The following is a 20,398-nucleotide window of genomic DNA, read 5'->3' as shown; positions in this document are numbered from 1 at the left end:
AGCTATCGAAGTTTGCTGTTGGAACTGAGAAAAAAGAAGCAGCCTAGTCTCTAAGTCAAGGCTGTAGAAGCCCATTGGTCGACACGGAGTGGCGTCGATGGGTAGTTCACTTAGGCGTAATACTCTTTATTATTGGTTTTAGTTTACAGCTAAACTAGTTATAGCTTTAAAAGTTAACAGTGGTTGTTTTTAAAGGTTAAAAATTTCAATTGTCATTAGTATATTTCAAGTGCACTTAGTAGCATATAAGTGCTAATTTAACGCTAAGTAAATTAATAACAGGGAATATACTAATGAAACTAGAATCTTTAGCGCTGCATCATGGCTACGAATCAGAATCAACCACAAAGTCTGCAGCAGTGCCAATTTATAATACGTCATCTTATACGTTTGATAACACCCAGCATGGTGCTGATTTATTTGATTTAAAAGTACCTGGTAATATTTACACCCGTATTATGAACCCGACTAACGCAGTATTAGAGCAGCGTATCGCGGCTATGGAAGGGGGCGTAGGCGCACTGGCTGTAGCCTCTGGCATGGCAGCAATTACTTACGCAATTCAATGTTTATGTGAAGTTGGCACCAACATTGTTAGTACTAGCCAAGTATATGGCGGCACTTACAACTTATTTGCACATTCATTACCACGCCAAGGTATTGAAGCACGGATGATCAAAGCAGATGACTTTGAGGCCTTTGAAAACGCAATAGATGATAATACTCGAGCAGTATTTTGTGAATCAATTGGCAACCCTGCAGGTAATATTGTTGATATTGCCCGATTAGCCAAAATAGCACACAGTAAAGGTGTGCCCCTTATTGTTGATAACACAGTAGCAACGCCGTACTTATGCCGCCCATTCGAGCTGGGTGCCGATATAGTGGTGCATTCATTAACTAAATACATAAACGGGCACGGCACTGCCATTGGCGGCATGATTGTTGACTCAGGTAAATTTGATTGGAAAGCAAATGCTACGCGTTTTGCCATGATGAACGAGCCAGATCCGTCTTATCATAATGTTGTTTATACCGAAGCCTTTGCAGAAGCCGCGTTTATTGGTCGCTGTAGAGTGGTTCCGCTTAGAAATACCGGTGCGGCACTTGCACCAAAAAATGCATCAGACATTCTAATTGGCCTTGAAACTTTAGGTTTGCGAATGGAACGTCACTGCGAAAATGCACAAAAGGTGGCTGAGTATTTACAAAAGCACCCTAAAGTTTCATGGGTTAACTATGCAGGCTTAGCGTCAAGTCCATACAACGCAATGTGTAAAAAAACAACTAATGGTAAAGCATCGGGTATATTAAGTTTTGGTATTGTAGGTGGCTTGGAAGCAGGCACTCGTTTTATCGACGCACTCAATATGATACTGCGTTTGGTAAACATCGGTGATGCTAAGTCGCTAGCGTGTCATCCTGCATCAACCACGCATCGTCAGCTTAATGATGAAGAACTCGCTAATGCAGGTGTGAGCCGTGATTTAGTGCGTTTATCGATTGGTATTGAAAATATCGACGATATTATTGCAGATGTAAGTCAAGCGCTCGGTAAAGCGTAAGCTATTTATAAGTAATAACATCGTTTAAAATGCCTCTATACACTGAGGCATTTGTATTTATTGACTCATTGAAAAGCATATAATTAAGTATCTAACTTGATAAGTAAACGGTCTAAGCAAGCCAGGATAGTATAAATAATTATCAATAAGGTTATATTTATCTAGCAAAATAGCTTAAAAGTGGCTAACCGCAATTATAATTGTTATGTTACGTGTAACATAATAAATTAATTACCTGTGATGAAAAAAAATAAACGCTCTTCACTTCAAAATATAGCGGATGCAGTTGGGGTCACTAAAATGACGGTAAGTCGTTATTTACGTAACCCAGAGAAAGTATCAGCAACAACTCAAATCAAAATTAAAGCAGCCATAGATTCACTTGGTTATATTGCTAATAAAGCCCCAGATTTATTATCTAATGCCAAAAGCTACTCTATAGGTGTGCTTGTCCCATCGTTAACTAATCAAGTGTTTTCGCAAGTTATTCGCGGAATTGAAGATATTACTGAGCCTGCTGGGTATCAAACAATGCTCGCGCATTATGGCTATAGCCCCGAAATTGAAGAAAAGAGAGTTGAATATTTATTATCATATCATGTAGATGGGCTAATTTTATCGGAAACAACGCATACCGACAGAACCCGAAAAATGATTGCTATGGCGGGTATTCCTGTGGTTGAAATAATGGATATTCATCACACTCCAATACACCAAGCGGTTGGCTTTGATAATGCTAAAGCTGCTTTTGAGATGACCAATGCGCTTTTAGATAAAGGCTACCGGAATATTGTTTACCTTGGTGCAAGGTTAGATATGCGCACACAATTGAAGTTTCAAGGCTATAGCGACGCAATGTTACTAAGGGGGTTTACTCCTAAAAGTGTGATGACAAATGAAGCTTCGTCGTTTAGTTTGGGCGCTAAATTATTGCAAAAAACACGTACAGAACATCCAGATACTGACTGTATATTTTGTACTAATGATGATTTGGCTATTGGTGCTATTTTTGAGTGTCAAAGAAATAATATTTCTGTTCCTCAGCATATGGGGGTTGCAGGCTTTCATGGCCATGATATTGGTCAATCTATGGTGCCTCAGCTAGCCAGTGTGATCACGCCGCGTTATCAGATTGGTAACCTTGCAGGGGCTAAATTACTCAGTCGTATTAGTTCAACAACAGATATTGAAACACCCGATGAGCAAATATGTGATACCGGTTATGTGATTCATTTAGGCGAAAGTGTTTGATTAACTATGTCACTCATAAAGCAAGAAAATATTAAACCTAGAATATTGAGTTGTAAGTGAAATATGGTGCTTGCCTCCATCAAACAGTAAAAGCTATAACACTCGAAGTAAACACCGATGCTGCTATTTAAGCACAGCATCGGACATATTTAGGGTTTTATGAATAAAAATAATTTATAAAAAGAGGGAAATAATCATAGCTACAATAGCACCCGTTGTACCAATGATGGTCTCCATCACCGTCCATGTTTTCAGCGTTTGCATTTCAGTAAGGCCAAGGTAGCGATTAGCTAACCAAAAGCCAGAGTCATTTACATGCGATAAAACGATTGAGCCTCCACCAATGGCGATAGTAACCGCAGCAAGCTGAGCGCCATCTAGTCCAAGCGGCTCTAACATAGGTATAATTAAACCGCATGCTGTAAGCATAGCAACAGTTGCAGAGCCTTGAATTACGCGTACTGCGGCTGCTAATATAAAAGCTAGCATAACAATCGGTAAGCCAGATCCCGCAAGAATATTACCAAGCGCTGCCCCTACACCCGAATCAACCAATACTTGTTTAAATACTCCCCCAGCGCCTGTTACCAAAATGATAACGCCAGCAGGTTGTAAGGCACTACTGCAAATTTCCATAATACGATCTTGTGGTACACCGCGTTTTACACCCAGTAAATAAAATGCCATTAAGCAAGCTGCAAGAATTGCAGTAAATGGGTGACCGATAAACTCTAACCAATGATGTAAGTTAGATTGTTGCTCAACAAAACGAGAGCCAATCGTATTTAAGGCAATCATTAATAATGGCAGTGCAATTAAACCTAGAGCTAAGCCAAAACTAGGCTCGCCCTCACCGTCTCTAGTATTATCATTGTTTTGGGCGTGTTCAGGTAGTTCAACATGAATTGACTTAGCAATTAGCGATCCCCAAAGAGGGCCGCCAATGATCATAGCTGGAATAGCAGCAAGCAAACCAAATAAAATCATATAACCGTAATCGGCACCAAGTTGAGATACCACTAAAATAGGGCCTGGCGCAGGGATAAGAAATGCCTGACAAGCAGCAATACCAGCAAGCAGTGCAATCCCTATTTTAATAACACTACCACCGCCTTTACGTACCACAGCAAATGCAATACCAATTAAAAGCACCACAGCAACATCAAAAAATAGTGGTAAAGCACATATAAAACCAGTAAAGGTGAGCGCCCAGTTAGCGTTTTTCTCGCCAAAACGATGTAATAAGGTATGAGCAATACGGTCAAGCGCTCCAGTCTCTTCCATTACTTTGCCAAACATGGCACCTAATGCAACCACAACAGCAACAAAGCCTAAAGTGCCGCCCATTCCTTTTTGGATAGTTTCTGCGATCATTTGTGGGCTCATTCCAGAGAATAGCCCGGCTATCATCGAAACTAAAATTAAAGCGACAACCGCGTGTAGCCTTACTTTCATGACTAAAAAAAGTAACAGTAGAATAGAACCTACCGCGGTTAGTATTAAAGATAAATCTGACATATATTTCCTACTTAAATCCAACTCAAATTAGGATAGTTAACTTGTGTTTAATTTCATATTATATTAAGTTACGCGTAACATGTTACCAGTAACTTAATATAAAAATTCATTCAAAGCTAATGAATTTTTAAAAAATAGAGTGAGATTAGCTAAATGAGCCAAATAAACGCGGGTCGAATATTTATTATTATGGGTGTATCAAGCACCGGAAAGTCGAGTATTGGTTATGCGCTTGCGAAAAAAATGGACGCTAAATTTATTGATGGCGATGATTTACATCCCAAAGCAAATATTTTAAAAATGTCATCAGGACAACCGCTTAATGATGATGATAGGGTGCCGTGGTTAGAAAGAATTCGTGACGCTGCGTTTAGTATTGAGCAGAAAAATGAAGTGGCCGTTATTGTTTGTTCAGCCTTAAAGAAAAAATACCGAGAGCAAATATGCGAAGGAAATGTGAATATTACTTTTTTACATTTACAGGGAAATTTTGAATTAGTTAAGCAGCGAATGCAAGATAGAAGAGGGCACTTTATGCCTACTGAGCTATTAAAAAGTCAATTCGAGACATTGGAAATCCCCCAAGCAGATGAGTTAAATGTAATTAGTATCGACATTAATAAATCATTTAAGCAGGTTGTAAGCGCTTGTTTTCAAGCTACGCAAACCGATATAAATTTAGCTAGCGGGTAACCTATAAGGTATAAATACAAAAATAATGAGTAATAAAGTAGATGCCATTTATTTCAAACGTTCAATAACAGGCTAAATTTAACAACAGTTAGTTTTAGTCTATTATTGAAGTTAAAGTTTTATAACCCAGATGTTTAGCTTACCTATTAAAACCCCAGCTATTCATTGCTTAATCGGCTCGTGGGGTTGCTAAAATCACCTTTTTTTCATCTTCAGATAAAATAATCCACTCAAAAATTTCATCGTTGGTACGTCCGCAGCCAGTACATAGGCCACTGCGCCGCTGGCAAACTCCAATACAATCGGTTTTAAGTTTAGTCTTGCTAGTTTTTGTTTGAAAACCCATAAAACCCTATAAAAAATTATTGTTTAGTAGCTACTGATTTGCCAATTTCTAATGAGGTAGACCACGATTTTAAACTAGATAACGTTTTACCGGTGTAGATTGAAATAACAGGGGTGTTTTCATCAAGTACGAAAGTAGTACGAATCGAGTTTTTTGACTCTTTTTGGCTTTCATGCCAATTGCTTTCAAGCAAACATTGGCGAGTAAAAGCCACTGCTTTTTGATGATCTGTTACAGCAGCTACTTGCTCTTTGTAACTATTTTGACAGCGGTAAATAACATTATCATGATCAAATGCAGTAATTTGGCACTGTTGACCCACTAAATGATAGTTAGTACTCCAGCTATCCATAAATTTTGTGGTTACTTTGGTTGTTTTTAGCGATTCAAAACGGGTATCGTATGCACCAAGTAAGGTTTGAATTTTATTACATGGTGTAAGTTGATCTATAGCGGCTGTTTGCTCAGTAACAACGCTAGAACAACCTGAAATTACCAAGCCAGTAAATACGACAGAGGCTAACTTCTTCATTCAATATTATCCTTTTAATTAATGAATTTAGTGCGCTATGTGCTAAAGCACACTAAATAATTTAAGCGTGCTTTTATAAAAGTTGTTGGTATTAAAGTTACAACTTACTTGTGGCGACCTATTAAGCATTTAACTACGTCTTCAAGGGCTAAGCCTTGGCGTTGTAATAGCACTGTAAGGTGATAAATTAAATCAGCAGACTCGTTTGTTAGCTCATCGTTATCGTGTTTCATTGCAGCAAGGGCAACTTCTACGCCTTCCTCGCCTACTTTTTGACAACTACGGCTTAAATCTTCTGCAAACAAAGACGCTGTATAGCTTTTAGCTGGGTCGTCGTTTTTACGCGCTACAATAACATCTTCAAGTTGCGCTAAAAAGCTTAGGCTTGGTTTTGCATCATCGCCAAAACAGCTTTGCGTACCTAAATGACATGTTGGGCCTTGTGGGTTTGCTAGTACCAAAATAGAATCGTTATCACAATCGGTATGCACTGACACGACATTTAAATAGTTTTGAGATGACTCACCTTTGGTCCACAAACGCGATTTTGAGCGCGAGTAAAACGTTACCTTGTTACTTTCAAGTGTCACCTTTAGTGCTTCGCTGTTCATGAAGCCTTGCATTAAAATAACACCAGAACGTGCATCTTGAATAATAGCAGGGATCATTTCACTTTTAGTGAAATCAACTTGAGTTTGGTTGTCGAGTGTTAATATCATAATCTTGCTGCCACTTGGTTATTAGTTAAAAATTGTTTTAGTTCACCAATGTTAATCACATTTTTATGAAAAACACTGGCTGCAAGTGCGCCATCAACTTCACTTTGTTTAAACACATCTACAAAATCTTGCATAGATCCAGCACCGCCTGAGGCGATAAGAGGAATATTACACAGTTCGCGTATTTTACTTAATTGCTCAATATCATAACCGTTACGTACGCCGTCTTGGTTCATACAGTTTAATACTATTTCGCCTGCTCCTAAGTCTTGTACGCGTTTAACCCATTCTTGTGTTTTATAACGGGTACGGCTTGACGCATTAGGATCGCCAGTAAGTTGGTACACTAAGTATTCACCGGTCACTTCATCGTAAAAGCTATCTATACCGACCACTACGCATTGCTTACCAAACTCATCGTGCAGCTCTTTTATTAGCTCAGGGCGAGCAATAGCAGGGCTGTTAATGCTGATTTTGTCTGCGCCGCGTTCAAGTACGCGAGCTGCATCGGCAACCGACTTAATTCCGCCAGCCACACAAAAAGGAATATCAATATGACGGGCAATACTCTCTACCCAATTTACATCGAGTAAGCGTTTTTCAACACTGGCACTAATTTCGTAAAAAACAAGTTCATCTGCACCGGCCTCGCTGTAAGCTTTTGCCATAGTTAAAATATCACCAACTACTTCATGGCCTTTAAATTTTACGCCTTTGACTACTTGGCCGTCTTTAACGTCGAGACATGGAATTATGCGTTTTGATAACATGGGAAAGTCTCGCAGGTAGTGTGTTTATTTTTGAAAGTCATAGCTACTATTCTTTTCGTTAATATTTTGCATTAATAACAACAACACTAAAAACATTATTGTCAGCAAAAAGTCATATTAATAATTACCTACAGTATATATATATCTAAGCGTTATTTATAGGCGAAATATCTTATAGTTAATTACTTTTAAAGCTATTTAGAGGGTTGTATAAATAATAAAAAGTGAGAACTTACGGATGCTAATTCCATGCTGTATTAATGTGTTAAATTATAACAAATGGGCTCTAAGCAGCCGCTAACTTAGCGCTTTTTAGGATATACATAGTGAAGCTGTAGGAATATTTGAGTTTTTCAGTTCAGTTCAGTTCATTTAAGTTATGTATTGTTAAAATTAAATGCTCAACTTAAATTGACTTGTGGTTGGCTGTTATTAGCATGATCATGCTTTTTACTTTTATGTTCATACATTCTTTTATCCGCTTTGTTAAGTAACTCATCTAAGTCTGCTGCTTCGTCGGGATATATAGCATAGCCAATGCTTACAGTAACTAAGAGTTCGTTGTGCTGCAAAACAATAGGTAACTCAATCGCACTTAAGTATCTGGTTATTTGTTTTTCTATTTGGTTTAGGCTTTCAATGTTGGTGCTTATAACAACGAATTCATCCCCGCCAATACGGGCGATACAGTCAGTTTTACGGGTTATATCTTTTAAGCGGTCGGCTATTACGGTTAATACACAGTCGCCAACTATATGGCCGTGAGTATCGTTTATTGGCTTAAGCTTATCTAAGTCAAAATATAAGCATGCCACTTTACTGTTTGCTTGTTTAGCTTTTCCAAACTCACATTCAGCAAACTTTGTCAGGGTGTTACGGTTTGCAAGCCCGGTTAAATAATCGGTTTGAGCTAGTTTTAGTACTTCTTTTTCAGCGATAATGCGCTTTGAAATATCAAAATTAATACCGACTATGCTATCACCATATACTCGGCCATCGGCGTTTATATATCGTGTTGCTCCACAGGGCAGTATAATTTTAAACTCAGCATGAAACTTTTCATTGGTTGCTATTGCTTTGGCCAGCCTATTGGTAACATCATCATAATCATCGGGATGAATTGTTTTTGACCACTGAGCATAGTTACAAGAAAAAGTACCCTTTTTAATGCCATAAAGTGTGTGCATCCAGTCATCCCAAATAAGCACATCGGTTTTAAAATTCCACTCCCATATGCCAATATTAGCCGCATCTGCTGCTAATGCTATTCGATGATGCAAGTTATCTAGCTCAATCCTAGCTTCTCTGAGCTCAGTAATATCTTCAGCAATACCAAGTAAAAATTTAGCCTTACCCATATTATCTTTTATAATCACTTTGTGAGTACGTAAATAGCGAGTTGTTCCATTTATGGTAACTGGCTCTTCGTTAATTGTTATCGAATTGTTTGAGTTCAATACTGTGCGATCTGCTTTTGCAAAAAATTTTGCTTGCTCTGCTGGGAATATATCAAAGTCATTTAATCCTATAAGTTGTTCTTGTGATTTGCCAAGTAATTTTTCAGCTGATTTATTTACATGGCTATAACTTAGATGCTTAGCTTCTTTAATAAACAAAATGTTAGGTAGGGTATCAAATATAGTTTGTGTAAAGGCTTCTTGATTTTGAATATCGGTTAAATCTTTAATAGTAGCTACTAAAGGGGCGTTAGTTAGCTCACTTATAGGGTTGATTGCGATTGTTATAGGAAACTCTTGCCCACAATTTTTGCATCCCTGTAACAATTGGCTTTTTCCAAAGTTGGATTGATCTTCATTAAATGAATGATAAAATTTTGCATGCTTTTTTGGCAGCAATATAGCAATGTTTTTGCCAATTAACGCTTGTTGATCAAAACCAAATACTTTAGTGGTTGGAGGGTTAGCAAATTCGATAATGCCTTGGCGATCGAAACATATCACTACGTCTTGTACTGTATTTAGTACTGCTTTTAATTTTGCCGATAACAAGCTTCTGGCGCGTAATTCCATACTGCCTACTAAAAATAAGCTCAATACTAGCACTACAAATATAATCACTTGGGCAAGTTGTGCACTGTTGTCATTTGCAAGGTAGGTTGTATGGCTAGATTCAAATACATACATAGAGAGCATACCAATATAATGCATACCCGAAATAGCACTGCCCATTACCAGCGCTGCTAAGAAGTTAACCCGCTTTTGTTTATTTTGCGTTGTTTGGCGTAATTCATTTATTTTTAAAGCTAAGCCCGAAAGTGCTATGGCAATAAATACAGAGAACGTAAACAAAGTGGGCTCATAAGCCATATGCGCTGGCATTATCATGGCTATCATACCTACGTAATGCATACTGCCAATACCTAAGCCCATAAGTACACTTCTAAACCATAAGTGTTTAAAACGCTCTAAATTAGGGGATATAACAAAATAACTAGCAAATATACTGGGTAAAATTGAAACTAGTGTTATAGGTATATTGTATCTTACAGGAATAGGGAGTTGGTAGGCTAACATGCCAACAAAATGCATTGCCCAAATACCTGCACCTAAAAAGCAAGATGACAGTAAGGTCCAAAAAAGCTTTTCATTTTTAAGTTGCGCGCCTTTAATACGAGCAGAAAGTAAAAATGAAATATAAGATGCAAATACCGCTGTAAATACAGATGCTAAAACAAGTATGGGGTCATATTTGGCTGTGATCACCGCTGCTTTGAGCATTTCTGGCGTTACAAAATGTAGCGTTAAATGATTAGTCAATGCGGTCCCTCACCTTGATTATAAGCTCTAAGGGCCTATTTATGAATAACTTAAGTATAGTATACAAATATAGTGTTGACCATTAAATGCTTAACTGAAAAATATTACTTTGGGTTATTTTAGTACCGTTAGTATGAGGGTTTTTAGAGGTTTTATAACGGGGAAATAGAGTTAAGCAAGTTGGTTATGTTAAGTAAGTTGCGATATAAAATGAGTTTGTTGGATTAACTATGGTGTTAGCTTTAACGTATTGATAATTTAAGTATGAAGTAACATTATTTTAATACTTCAGAGGTAAGCACTTTTTAAGTGCATCAGTACTTACAGCGCGTGGGCCATGGCGCTAATAGCGGGGCTGTTGTTAACGCTCGCCATAGAAGAGATATTAATTATGCTGCCATAATCGCTATTTTTCATGTGAGGAGCCACTAATTGACAAAGTCGGCACATGGTAAACACATTCATATCAAATACGCGTTTAAATTGGCTACTTTAATGTCGTAAGGGTTTTATTTACCTGTACCATCGCCGCCAACAGTGTTAACAAGTACGCCGATGGGCACTTTATTAAAGTTATGAAGCTAGTTATTTATCAACAGCATAGAGCGATATTTTATGTTGTGGGTTGGGTATAAAAAAGCATGCGGCCAGATAATATTTTACATTAGCTGGCCGTATATTTTATTTACTTTGCAATATTTAGTTTATTACCTTAGGCATTAACTGGTGTGCGTTCATCTTTTTTAACGCCCATAAAAATAGCGTAAAGCACAGGTATAACAATTAAGGTTAGTAATGTAGCAAAGAGTAGGCCAAATACTAATACAACCGCCATTGATTGGAAAAACGCATCAAAATAAAGCGGTATTACCCCAAGTACTGTTGTTAGTGTTCCCATCATTACTGGTCTTACTCGGCTATTAGCCGAATCGACAATGGCATCATAACGTGGTTTACCTTGCTTAATTTCCATATCCATTTGATCAACCAATACAATGGCATTTTTAATGAGTAGACCAGATAAAGAGAGCAATCCTAATATCCCCATAAACTCAAGTGGAGTTTGTGTTGTTACTAAGCCAAATACCACGCCTATAAGAGCCAGCGGTACCACAAGCCAAATAATAATAGGTTGTTTTAAAGCATTGAATAACACCACTACAATTAGCACCATAGCTAAAAGGCCAAGTGGTAGTGTTGATGCAAGCATTTCATTTGACTCTTTTGATTGCCCATACTCACCATCCCATTCCAATGTGTAACCGGCAGGTAAGTCAATCGCTTCTATTTGTGGCCTTACTCGATTAAATAATTCAGATGCAAGCTGCCCAGGAAGTGGATCGGCTTGAGCCTTAATTGTCCACATTCTATCTTCGCGCTTTAAAATACCATCACGCCATACGGTTTTAAATCCATTAGTAACTTGCTCTAATGGGATTGTTTTACCTGTGATTTGGCTAGGAATTTGAATGTTGCCTATATCATTAACATTCGAGCGCTCTTTTAGGGGAGCTCTAACAATAATAGGAATTAACTCTTCACCTTCTCTATATTGGCCAACCGTTTTACCAGAAAAGTTTTGTTGTAACGCTTCAGCAATTGCTTTGCGTGTTACACCTGCACGCTGGGCATTAATTGGCGAGTATTGCGGTTCAATAACCCTAACTTGCTGGCGCCAAGTATCTTTAATTGAGAGTGCACCGCCGTCATCAATCATGATTGCTTTCGCTTTATCGGCTAACTCACGAATTACTGCGGGTTCTGGCCCTTTAAATGTTGCCTCAATTTTAGAACCACCTCCGGGTCCCATTACAAAGCGCCATACTTTGCCTTGCGCTTCTGGGAAGGTGTCATCTATATACGCTTGTACTTTAGGGATCATAGTATCAAGCACTTTATAGTCATCTACTTTAGCTAATATTTGGCCGTAAGAACTGTTTGGTGATTCTGCTCCATAAATAAGCATAAATCGTAAACCGCCACCACCAATTAAGGTTTGTACGCCCTCAATACTCTCTTGTTGTTGAATAAAGGATTCAAGCTTGATCATATCTTTTTTGGTTTTTTCGATATCAGTTCCTTGCGGTAACCAAAAATCTACTACCATTTGTGGTGTTGTAGAGGCTGGGAAAAACCCAGATTTTACAAACTGAAATCCCCACATTGATGCACTAAAAGTAAATATCACTACAGCAACTGTTAACCAGCGATGATTAAGCGAGCTAACAACAATGGATTGATAAGCCGCCATAATCATATTAGGCTTAGCTGTTGTAGAGGTGTCTTTATCTTGTTCTTTAAACAAGCAAAAACAAAATAGTGGCGTTAGGGTAATTGCAAATAACCAACTGTAAAGTAAAGAAATTAAAATAACCCAAAATAAATGCCCAGTAAATTCGGCAGTATCACCCGGTGCTAAACCTATAGGTGCAAAGGCCACAATACCTACCAAAGTGCCGCCTAATAAGGGCCACCTTGTTTGCTTTACAACTTCAGATGCTATTTCTAGCTTTTTGCGCCCTTGTTTAGTACCAACCAGTATTCCCTCGGTGACAACAATGGCATTATCAACCATCATCCCTAAAGCAATAATTAATGCCCCAAGTGAAATTCGGTGCATGGGTATGCCGCTAAAATCCATGGTTGCTAGTGTGGCAAAAATAGTCAGTAGTAATACTGCGCCAATAACAAGCCCAGAGCGCAGCCCCATAAACACAAGTAAAGTAACAACAACAATAATTAATGCCACAATTACATTTACTACAAAGTTATCTACCGATGCCTGAACAACCTTACCTTGATGATAATATTCATGCACTGTTATACCAATGGGTCTCACGTTTTCAGCTTGTTTAACGCGCTCATCTACGCGCTCAAACACTTTAACAACGTTAGTACCAAGCACACTGGCAACCCCTAAAGAAATTGCCGGTTGCCCGTTGTAACGTACAAGTTTAGTTGCTGGGCTTTGAAAACCACGATATACATTAGCAATATCTTTTAAATATATAGCTTTACCGTCATTGGTGGCGCTCACTAATAGGTTTTGTATTGTTTCAATAGAATTAATAGAGCCGGTGGGATCTATAAAAATACGTTGATCACCAATTTGCGTATTACCGGCACTTATTACTGTATTTTGCTTATCTAAAATTGAATAAATATTACTGATTGAGCTACCTAAAGTGGCCAAATCTTCACGGGCTATTTCAACAAAAATACCTTCTTGCTGAACACCGGTCATAGCTACTTTAGCAACGCCTTTAACCTGTAAAATATCACTTTGTAAGTTTTTAGCGTAGGCATGCAGCTCATCAGGAGAGTAACCCTCGGCTGTAATTAAATAGCTTAAACCATATACATCACCAAAATCGTCAAATATTTGTGGCGTACCTGTACCTGGTGGAAGGGAAGGGCGAGCATCATTAATTTTATTTCTTAGTTTGGTCCATATAATCTGTAGCTCAGACTTTGTCGGCGAAAACTCCGATTTAATCTCAACTTTTATCTCAGACATACCCGATGAAGAGGTAGACGATATGGTATCAATTTCCTGCAATTCTTGAATAGCACGTTCTAAAGGCTCAGTTACTTCTCGGGCTACCTCTAAAGGGCTCGCACCAGAGTAAGGAACAAACACTTGTGCGGTACGAATTATAAATTCAGGGTCTTCAAATCGTGCCATGTTTTTATATGAAGAGAAGCCAAAGCCTAACGTCAGTATAATAATTATGGTACTAATTAGTTTGTTATTAATAGTCCACTTTGCTAAATCCATTACTCAAGCTCCTATGACTTAGTCCAAGCGCGTACTTTCATACCATCGGTTACATAATTTGCACCGGCACCAACAATTACATCGCCGGCTTTTATACCACTGGTAACAACTAGTTCTTCACCAATACCGTTTACTAAGGTGACAACCGTTTTACTCACGATCATAGATTCACTTACTGTCCATACATAGTGCTGGCCATTTTCTTCAAAAATAGCAAATGTAGGCAGAGTAATTTCATTTGTAGTCGACTTATTATCAAATTCGATACGTAAACTGGCATTCATGCCGGGTAAAATATTTAGGTTTTGCGGTACAGCAAATGAAAACCTAACTTCATAAGTTTGGCTAGACGTATCAGCTTCTAAATTAGCGCGACGAAATGTAGCAGGAATAGGAGTATTAGCAGCTGATTCTAAAAGTACAAAGGCACGGCTGCCTGTACGCGAGTCAACGGTGGCAACAATAGAAGATGGAATATTAACAACCACTTCCATTTCGCCTTTACCAAATAAAGTAACTATATGCTGGCCTGCATTTACATTCTCAAGCGCCTCTACTGGTACAGCGGCTACAATTGCATCATAAGGGGCAACTAAAGTACTGTCTGTCAGTGCTTTTTTTGCTGAGTCATAGCGAGATTGAGCAACTTCTTTTTTTGATTTTAGCTGCTCTATATCTCTAGCCGAAATTACGCCATCTTTAGAGAGCTTAATTCCGCGATTAAAGTCATTATTAGCTGTTTCATACTGTATTTTTGTAGAGTTTACTTCGTTAATAAAGTTACGCTTTTCTAACGATGCCAGTTCGTCACCTTTTAATACGGATTGCGCTGCAATAACATTGAGTTTGTCTATTTTACCGCCAACTTGAAATGCCAACTTTGCGCTTTTTATCGCATCGACAGTAGCAGGATAAGTAAGAATGTTTGATTGCGCAGTATCTTTAATGGTAATTAATTTAACAGGCTTTGGGGCCTTTTCAATTTTTGTATCTACCTCAGGCTCAGAGCAGCCCGACAGTAGTACTGCTAATGCAATGCATAGCGTATATCGATTTTTTACTACGTGTTTTATATTCATATTTTATGCCTTTTATAAAAATCAGGTACGCTTAAACTATATAAACCGGTAAACCTACAACAAACTGTGTAACTATTAATAAGCTTGATAACCTTATTACTTATAAGGAGTATCACCATTGCTTTTATTAACTTTCCCAACGACTTATGAATAATTATACCAAATCGATTGAGTGTAATTCTGTATTGTTATGCTGTTATTAGAAGTAAACGCTATAAAGCCAAATACTGCAATTATAATTGTTATTATAATGTTAACTTAATATTTGTTATACAAAGAGTATACTTTAGCGCATATTATTAAGAATATCATTGTAAATTCAATGCGTTAATATATCTGTGCGTTAATGTTTTTGTTTGTGTGATTGTGTAACTCAGTGATACAGGTAAGTATATTATGTTGCAAAATTGCGAGTTTGAAAGAGCTTACTATATTGCTAGGGCTACTTTAAGTACTGTATGAGGCTAGGTTAAGGGTTTTACTTGAGGTGTTGCTTAATAATTAAGTTAATGAATAAAAGCACAGTATAGGTACTGTGCTTTTTTGTATATATATTAGATTCTTAGCGTGTTACTGCTAGTGCTTCTTCCACACTAAAGGCGCCATCGAGCAGTGATTTACCTAAAATAATACCGCCAATACCCAACTCTTTGAGCTTTTTAATGTCATCAAGTGAGCTTACGCCACCAGATGCTTGTACTTTAATAGTTGAGTTATGCTTAATTAAATCCTCGTACAGCGCGAACGATGGGCCGGTCATGGTGCCATCCTTGCTGATGTCCGTACATAAAAAATCGATAACACCTAAGTTAGCATAAAAATCTACTAGCTCAAGTAAACCAAACTCAGATTCAGTTAGCCAACCATGGGTTGCCGGAGCCCAGCCAGTGGCTGTTTTATTTACATCAAGGGCAATAACAAAGTGCTCTGCGCCAAACTGCTCAATCCAGGCTTTAACTTGTTCGCGTTTTTCAACCGCCATTGAGCCAATAACCACTTGGTTTGCGCCGGCTTTTAGCCAATCACTTACATCTTGCTCACAGCGAATGCCACCGCCAACTTGATACGGCACATTAAGTGCTTTTGTAGCCGCTTGAATGTGTTGCCACTGTTTTTTACTTGGATCGCGGGCACCTTCTAAATCAACTAAGTGAAGTTTACCTGCGCCGCTGTCGGCGTATTCTTTTAAACGCGCGCCTAACTCGAATGGGTAAAACTGTACAGTCTCGTATTTGCCTTGGTATAAGCGCACAATTTGATTTTGTAATACGTCTAATGCTGGAATAATCACAGTGTGTCTCTTTATTAATAGATGAGGGGCAGTCTACAACTGCCAATCAACAAAATTTTGTAATAAACGCGCGCCTATTTTAGCGCTGCGCTCTGGGTGAAACTGCATGCCGGCATAGTTATCTTTGGCCACTATGGCCGAAAAATGTTGTCCATACTCGCCGCTTACTAATGTGGCGTTGTTTACCGTGTGCGCAAAGCTGTGTACAAAGTACACTTGCTCGTCGGGTGTTAGTCCTTTTGTTAAGGCATGCTCTTTATTTATGGTTAAATTGTTCCAGCCCATATGCGGTGACGTAAGTTGACCTACATCAAGCGCTGTTACATGCCCAGGTATTTTACCTAAGCACTGCACGTTACCTTCTTCGGTGCTTTCGCACAGTAACTGCATACCTAAGCAAATACCCATTAGCGGGCGCTGGTATTCGTTTATAGCGTGTTGCCAACCGTTATCTACTAAGCGTTTCATGGCAACCGAAGCATGGCCAACACCGGGTAATATAGCGCGCTCAAAACCCGCTAACTGCTCTGGAGAGGTAATTACAGTTGGCGTTTGTCCTAAACGTTCAAAGGCAAAACGCACTGAGTTTATATTAGCGCATCCGGTATTTATTATCGCAATCATAAACACCCTTTAGAGCTAGCAGTTTGCTGGCTAATATCTTGCGCTATTGCCATGCGCAGTGCGCGAGAAAAAGCTTTAAATAAACCCTCTACTTGATGATGGCAGTTACCGTCGCTTACCGATAAAATTAGGCTAATTGCGGCGTTATCGCTTAAGCTTTTGAAAAAATGCTCAACCATTTGTACATCTAAATCGCCTGCTTTTTCGCGGCTAAAATTAGCGTTAAGTACAAACGAAGCACGCCCCGATAAATCAATTTGTGCTTCGGCTTTACATTCATCCATTGGCAGGGCAAAACCATAGCGAGCAATTTGCGATTTAGTGCCTAAGGCTTGTTTAAGTGCAACACCTAGAGCAATACCTATGTCTTCAACAAGGTGGTGCTCGTCTATGTGCAAATCGCCTTTGGCTTTAATGTTTAAACCAATATTCGCGTGGGTGCGAATTTGATCAAGCATATGATCAAAAAAGCCAAGGCCGGTATCTATACTGCCGTTTTTAGTTTGATCTAAGTTTATTGCTACATCTATTTGAGTTTCTTTGGTATTACGTGTAACGCGGCCCTCGCGGTTTGCGGTAGTTAGTTTAGTAACTATTGCACTCCAATCGCCATCGTACAAAATACCTTCGCAACATAAATTTTGCGCCAGGCCTATATCAGTTTCACGGTCGCCAATTACAAAAGAGCGCGCTAAATCTACTTTGCCTGAGCGCATTAGCTCGGTAAGTAAACCTGTTTTAGGTTTACGGCAATCGCAGTTTTGCTCGTCAAAGTGTGGGCAAATTAATACCTCGTCAAAGTTAATGCCTTGGCTTTGTAGTATGTCCATCATTTTGTCTTGGGCTAGATCAAAATCCTGTGTAGGAAAGCTGTCGGTGCCTAAACCATCTTGGTTAGATACCATTACTAAGCGATAGCCTGCTGCTTGTAATTGTAATAATGCGGGCATTACACCGGGTAAAAACGCCAGCTTTTCAAGGCTGTCTACCTGTTTATCGGTAATTGGCTCTTCAATTATGGTGCCGTCGCGGTCAATAAATAAATAGGGGTTACTCATGATACTTCCTGTTGTGCTGAAATTGCTGAGGCTGTTGGCAATGCTAGGCCATCAAGCCAAATTTTTACTTGTTTAAGTTCTTGTTCGCTACCAATTGAAATGCGTAGCCAGTCGCTTTCACCATATAAGGTAAAAGCGCGCATAACCAAACCTTGCTCAAGTGCGATTTTAAAATAGTTTTTATCGGCTAACTTTAAAGTAACAAAGTTACCTTCACCAGTGAGAATTTTTAATACAGCAGGCGATTCACTTAGCCACTGTACAAGTTTAGCTTTTAAAGCGTTTAAAATAATCACTTGGCGGCGCATTGAGGTAATTGCATCGGGAGCAATTGCTTGCGCTGCAATACTTGCTACTACGCCAGATACCGGATACGGCGCTATTACTTTACGAATTGGCGCAAGAGTTGCTGCTTGTGCAAGCGTAAAACCGGTTCTAAGGCCTGCCAGTGCAAATGCTTTTGAAAGGGTACGTAGCACCACTACATTACTAAATTGGTTTATTAATTTTGTAGCGCTTTGCTCTGGGCAAAATTCTATATAGGCTTCATCAACAATAACCAATGCTTTATCTGTAAGTGCTGTTGCAATTGCTGTCACTTTATCAAGTGGGGTTAAGCTGCCTGTGGGGTTATTTGGGTTACAAATAAATACCAATTTTGAGCTGCCAACCGCATCTACTATTTCATCAACCCTGCCATTTAATAATAGCGCTTGTGTTAGTGCGTTAATGGCGACATTGTGTGTATCGGCAGTGACTTTATACATGCCGTAAGTTGGCAAAAATAGCGCAATGCTGTCTTTTGCGCTTTCGCAGTATGTTCGCACTAAAAGCTCTATGCCTTCGTCGGCACCACGGGTCATTAGCACGTTTTCGCTTTCAAGCTCTGCATACGCCGCGTAGCGATCAATAACCAGTTGTGGTTGTGGATCTGGATAGCGGTTTAAATCTTCAGCACTCAGCTGGATGGTTTTAGCATACGGACTTTCGTTGGCATTTAACCAAGTTGTGCCGCTTAACTTTTCACTTTTAGCTGAGCTGTAAGCAGCAAGCGCTGCAATATTTGCTGGTAATAAGTTATTAGCTTGCGTGCTCTCATTGCTCATTTTTAATTGCCTCTAAGCGAATTGAAACCGCATTTGCGTGAGCATCAAGGCCCTCGGCATTTGCAAGGGGTAAAATAGCTTTTGACAGCTGGGTTAAACCACTTTTAGTAATTGTTTGCACTGTGTAGGTGCGAAAAAAATCAAGTAAGTTCAAGCTAGAATAGCTTGCGCTATAACCATAGGTTGGCAATACGTGATTAGTACCTGATGCATAATCGCCTGCCGATTCAGGTGTATAATCGCCCACAAATACTGAGCCCGCATTTTTAACTTTATTTAGGTAGGGTGTGGAGTCTGCTAGTTGCAAAATTAAGTGCTCAGGGCCGTACTGCGCTGATACGTCAAACGCTTGTGCGATTGAGTCAACTAAAATAAGTGACGAGTTAGCCAAGGCTTGCTCGGCGGTTTCTTTGCGGCTTAATTTAGCAAGTTGGCGAGTAAGCGCCTGCTGAGTTTGCTCTATAATACTTTCGCTGTTACATAATAAAATAACTTGCGAGTCAGCACCGTGCTCTGCTTGTGAGAGTAAATCGGCGGCTATAAATTCTGGGTTTGCACGTTCATCTGCAATAACTAATACTTCAGATGGGCCTGCAGGCATATCAATGGCCATGCCAGGTACAGTTTGCGCCACAAGTTGCTTAGCCATAGTGACAAAGCTATTACCTGGGCCAAAAATTTTATTCACTTTAGGCACTGACTCTGTGCCATAAGCCATTGCTGCAATTGCGCCTGCGCCACCACTTTCTATTAGCGTGGTAATGCCGCATAATTTTGCTGCGTATAAAATAGCGGGGTTAATGGCTTTATCGCCTTGTACGGGGGTAGCAAGTACAACGGTTTTTGCACCGCTTAATTGGGCTAATACACCTTGCATAATAACCGATGATGGCAGCGGTGCACTGCCACCGGGTACATATATACCAACAGCTTCGATGGCTTGATATTTCAGTTCACACACAACGCCCGGTTGGGTCGATAATTTAATATCTTTAGGTAATTGCGCTTCATGAAAACATTTTACATTTGCATAAGCGGTATCAATGGCATACTTAAGCTCTGCACTGAGCGCCTGCTCAGATGCGTTTATTTCATCAAGCGGCACACGTAAACGTGGATTCGCTCTATTATCAAACTCTTTAGCCATGTCCAGCAAAGCGTCGTCGCCTTGCTCTTTTACTTTAGCTAAAATAGTTTTACATATAGCTTCAACCTTAGCGCTGGCCGAAACCGCAGGGCGTGTTAGCGCCGCTGCTTGTGCTTGTGAAGATTCCTCATTCCAACGAAGCAT

16 protein-coding genes and 1 pseudogene are annotated in these 20,398 nt (G+C 39.3%); 3 read left to right on the top strand and 14 right to left on the bottom strand.

Translation table 11 applies throughout. The features are described from left to right. Nucleotides 1-293: 293 nt before the first annotated feature. The gene (locus tag AAEZ22_RS10610; protein WP_197183021.1) at nucleotides 294-1,565 is read left to right on the top strand and encodes an O-acetylhomoserine aminocarboxypropyltransferase/cysteine synthase family protein; all 1,272 of its coding nucleotides are present in this window, start codon (nucleotides 294-296) and stop codon (nucleotides 1,563-1,565) included. Nucleotides 1,566-1,805: 240 nt separating this feature from the next. Continuing rightward, nucleotides 1,806-2,816: a gluconate operon transcriptional repressor GntR gene (gntR, locus tag AAEZ22_RS10605; protein ID WP_197183020.1), complete on the top strand. Its 1,011-nt coding sequence runs from the start codon at nucleotides 1,806-1,808 to the stop codon at nucleotides 2,814-2,816. A gap of 174 nt (nucleotides 2,817-2,990) precedes the next feature. Here gntR and gntU read toward each other — a convergent pair whose 3' ends face one another. Beyond that, the gene (gene gntU / locus AAEZ22_RS10600) at nucleotides 2,991-4,334 is read right to left on the bottom strand and encodes a gluconate transporter (protein ID WP_197183019.1); all 1,344 of its coding nucleotides are present in this window, start codon (nucleotides 4,332-4,334) and stop codon (nucleotides 2,991-2,993) included. A 153-nt stretch (nucleotides 4,335-4,487) separates the two neighbouring features. On the opposite strand from gntU, the gene AAEZ22_RS10595 reads away from it, so the two are divergent. Next, the gene (locus tag AAEZ22_RS10595; RefSeq protein ID WP_197183018.1) at nucleotides 4,488-5,027 is read left to right on the top strand and encodes a gluconokinase; all 540 of its coding nucleotides are present in this window, start codon (nucleotides 4,488-4,490) and stop codon (nucleotides 5,025-5,027) included. 169 nt (nucleotides 5,028-5,196) lie between these two features. Here the strand turns inward: AAEZ22_RS10595 and AAEZ22_RS10590 are convergent, their stop codons facing one another. The 13 genes and pseudogenes from AAEZ22_RS10590 to hisD all read right to left on the bottom strand — a co-directional run bounded on the left by AAEZ22_RS10590 (nucleotide 5,197) and on the right by hisD (nucleotide 20,398). Beyond that, complete coding sequence (locus tag AAEZ22_RS10590; protein ID WP_065813981.1) at nucleotides 5,197-5,373, bottom strand: DUF1289 domain-containing protein; 177 nt, start codon at nucleotides 5,371-5,373, stop codon at nucleotides 5,197-5,199. 16 nt (nucleotides 5,374-5,389) lie between these two features. Beyond that, nucleotides 5,390-5,905, bottom strand: a complete 516-nt coding sequence (locus AAEZ22_RS10585) for a hypothetical protein (RefSeq protein WP_197183017.1) — start codon at nucleotides 5,903-5,905, stop codon at nucleotides 5,390-5,392. 104 nt (nucleotides 5,906-6,009) lie between these two features. Beyond that, on the bottom strand, nucleotides 6,010-6,624 hold the full coding sequence (gene hisIE, locus AAEZ22_RS10580; RefSeq protein WP_197183016.1) for a bifunctional phosphoribosyl-AMP cyclohydrolase/phosphoribosyl-ATP diphosphatase HisIE: 615 nt from the start codon (nucleotides 6,622-6,624) through the stop codon (nucleotides 6,010-6,012). Next, nucleotides 6,621-7,394 carry an imidazole glycerol phosphate synthase subunit HisF gene (gene hisF, locus AAEZ22_RS10575; RefSeq protein ID WP_011330107.1) on the bottom strand — a complete coding sequence of 258 codons (774 nt, stop codon included), beginning with the start codon at nucleotides 7,392-7,394 and terminating at the stop codon, nucleotides 6,621-6,623. The genes hisIE and hisF overlap by 4 nt, the downstream gene beginning before the upstream one ends. 401 nt (nucleotides 7,395-7,795) lie before the next feature. Next, nucleotides 7,796-10,171 (bottom strand): diguanylate cyclase domain-containing protein, encoded by a 2,376-nt coding sequence (locus tag AAEZ22_RS10570; protein WP_197183015.1) that lies wholly within the window; start codon nucleotides 10,169-10,171, stop codon nucleotides 7,796-7,798. A 321-nt stretch (nucleotides 10,172-10,492) separates the two neighbouring features. Then, a pseudogene (locus AAEZ22_RS10565) lies at nucleotides 10,493-10,648 on the bottom strand (SDR family NAD(P)-dependent oxidoreductase); the annotation flags it as partial. A 235-nt stretch (nucleotides 10,649-10,883) separates the two neighbouring features. Then, nucleotides 10,884-13,949 carry an efflux RND transporter permease subunit gene (locus AAEZ22_RS10560; protein ID WP_011330110.1) on the bottom strand — a complete coding sequence of 1,022 codons (3,066 nt, stop codon included), beginning with the start codon at nucleotides 13,947-13,949 and terminating at the stop codon, nucleotides 10,884-10,886. A gap of 11 nt (nucleotides 13,950-13,960) precedes the next feature. After that, nucleotides 13,961-15,028: an efflux RND transporter periplasmic adaptor subunit gene (locus tag AAEZ22_RS10555; protein WP_197183014.1), complete on the bottom strand. Its 1,068-nt coding sequence runs from the start codon at nucleotides 15,026-15,028 to the stop codon at nucleotides 13,961-13,963. A 562-nt stretch (nucleotides 15,029-15,590) separates the two neighbouring features. Next, a complete protein-coding gene (locus tag AAEZ22_RS10550) occupies nucleotides 15,591-16,319 on the bottom strand; it encodes a 1-(5-phosphoribosyl)-5-[(5-phosphoribosylamino)methylideneamino] imidazole-4-carboxamide isomerase (RefSeq protein WP_011330113.1) in 729 nt (242 codons plus the stop codon). 33 nt (nucleotides 16,320-16,352) lie between these two features. After that, nucleotides 16,353-16,943 (bottom strand): imidazole glycerol phosphate synthase subunit HisH, encoded by a 591-nt coding sequence (gene hisH / locus AAEZ22_RS10545; RefSeq protein WP_197183013.1) that lies wholly within the window; start codon nucleotides 16,941-16,943, stop codon nucleotides 16,353-16,355. Beyond that, nucleotides 16,940-18,001: a bifunctional histidinol-phosphatase/imidazoleglycerol-phosphate dehydratase HisB gene (gene hisB / locus AAEZ22_RS10540; RefSeq protein WP_192531739.1), complete on the bottom strand. Its 1,062-nt coding sequence runs from the start codon at nucleotides 17,999-18,001 to the stop codon at nucleotides 16,940-16,942. The genes hisH and hisB overlap by 4 nt, the downstream gene beginning before the upstream one ends. Continuing rightward, a complete protein-coding gene (gene hisC / locus AAEZ22_RS10535) occupies nucleotides 17,998-19,107 on the bottom strand; it encodes a histidinol-phosphate transaminase (protein WP_197183012.1) in 1,110 nt (369 codons plus the stop codon). The genes hisB and hisC overlap by 4 nt, the downstream gene beginning before the upstream one ends. Then, entirely contained in the window at nucleotides 19,097-20,398 is a 1,302-nt protein-coding gene (gene hisD / locus AAEZ22_RS10530) for a histidinol dehydrogenase (RefSeq protein WP_197183011.1), read from the bottom strand. Before hisD ends, hisC begins: the two co-directional genes overlap by 11 nt.

It is taken from the genome of Pseudoalteromonas sp. 20-MNA-CIBAN-0454, assembly GCF_040308685.1.
Classification (GTDB): domain Bacteria; phylum Pseudomonadota; class Gammaproteobacteria; order Enterobacterales; family Alteromonadaceae; genus Pseudoalteromonas; species Pseudoalteromonas nigrifaciens.
The sequence above is the reverse complement of the archived record's forward strand: the minus strand, read 5'-3'. Positions and strand labels throughout refer to the sequence as shown.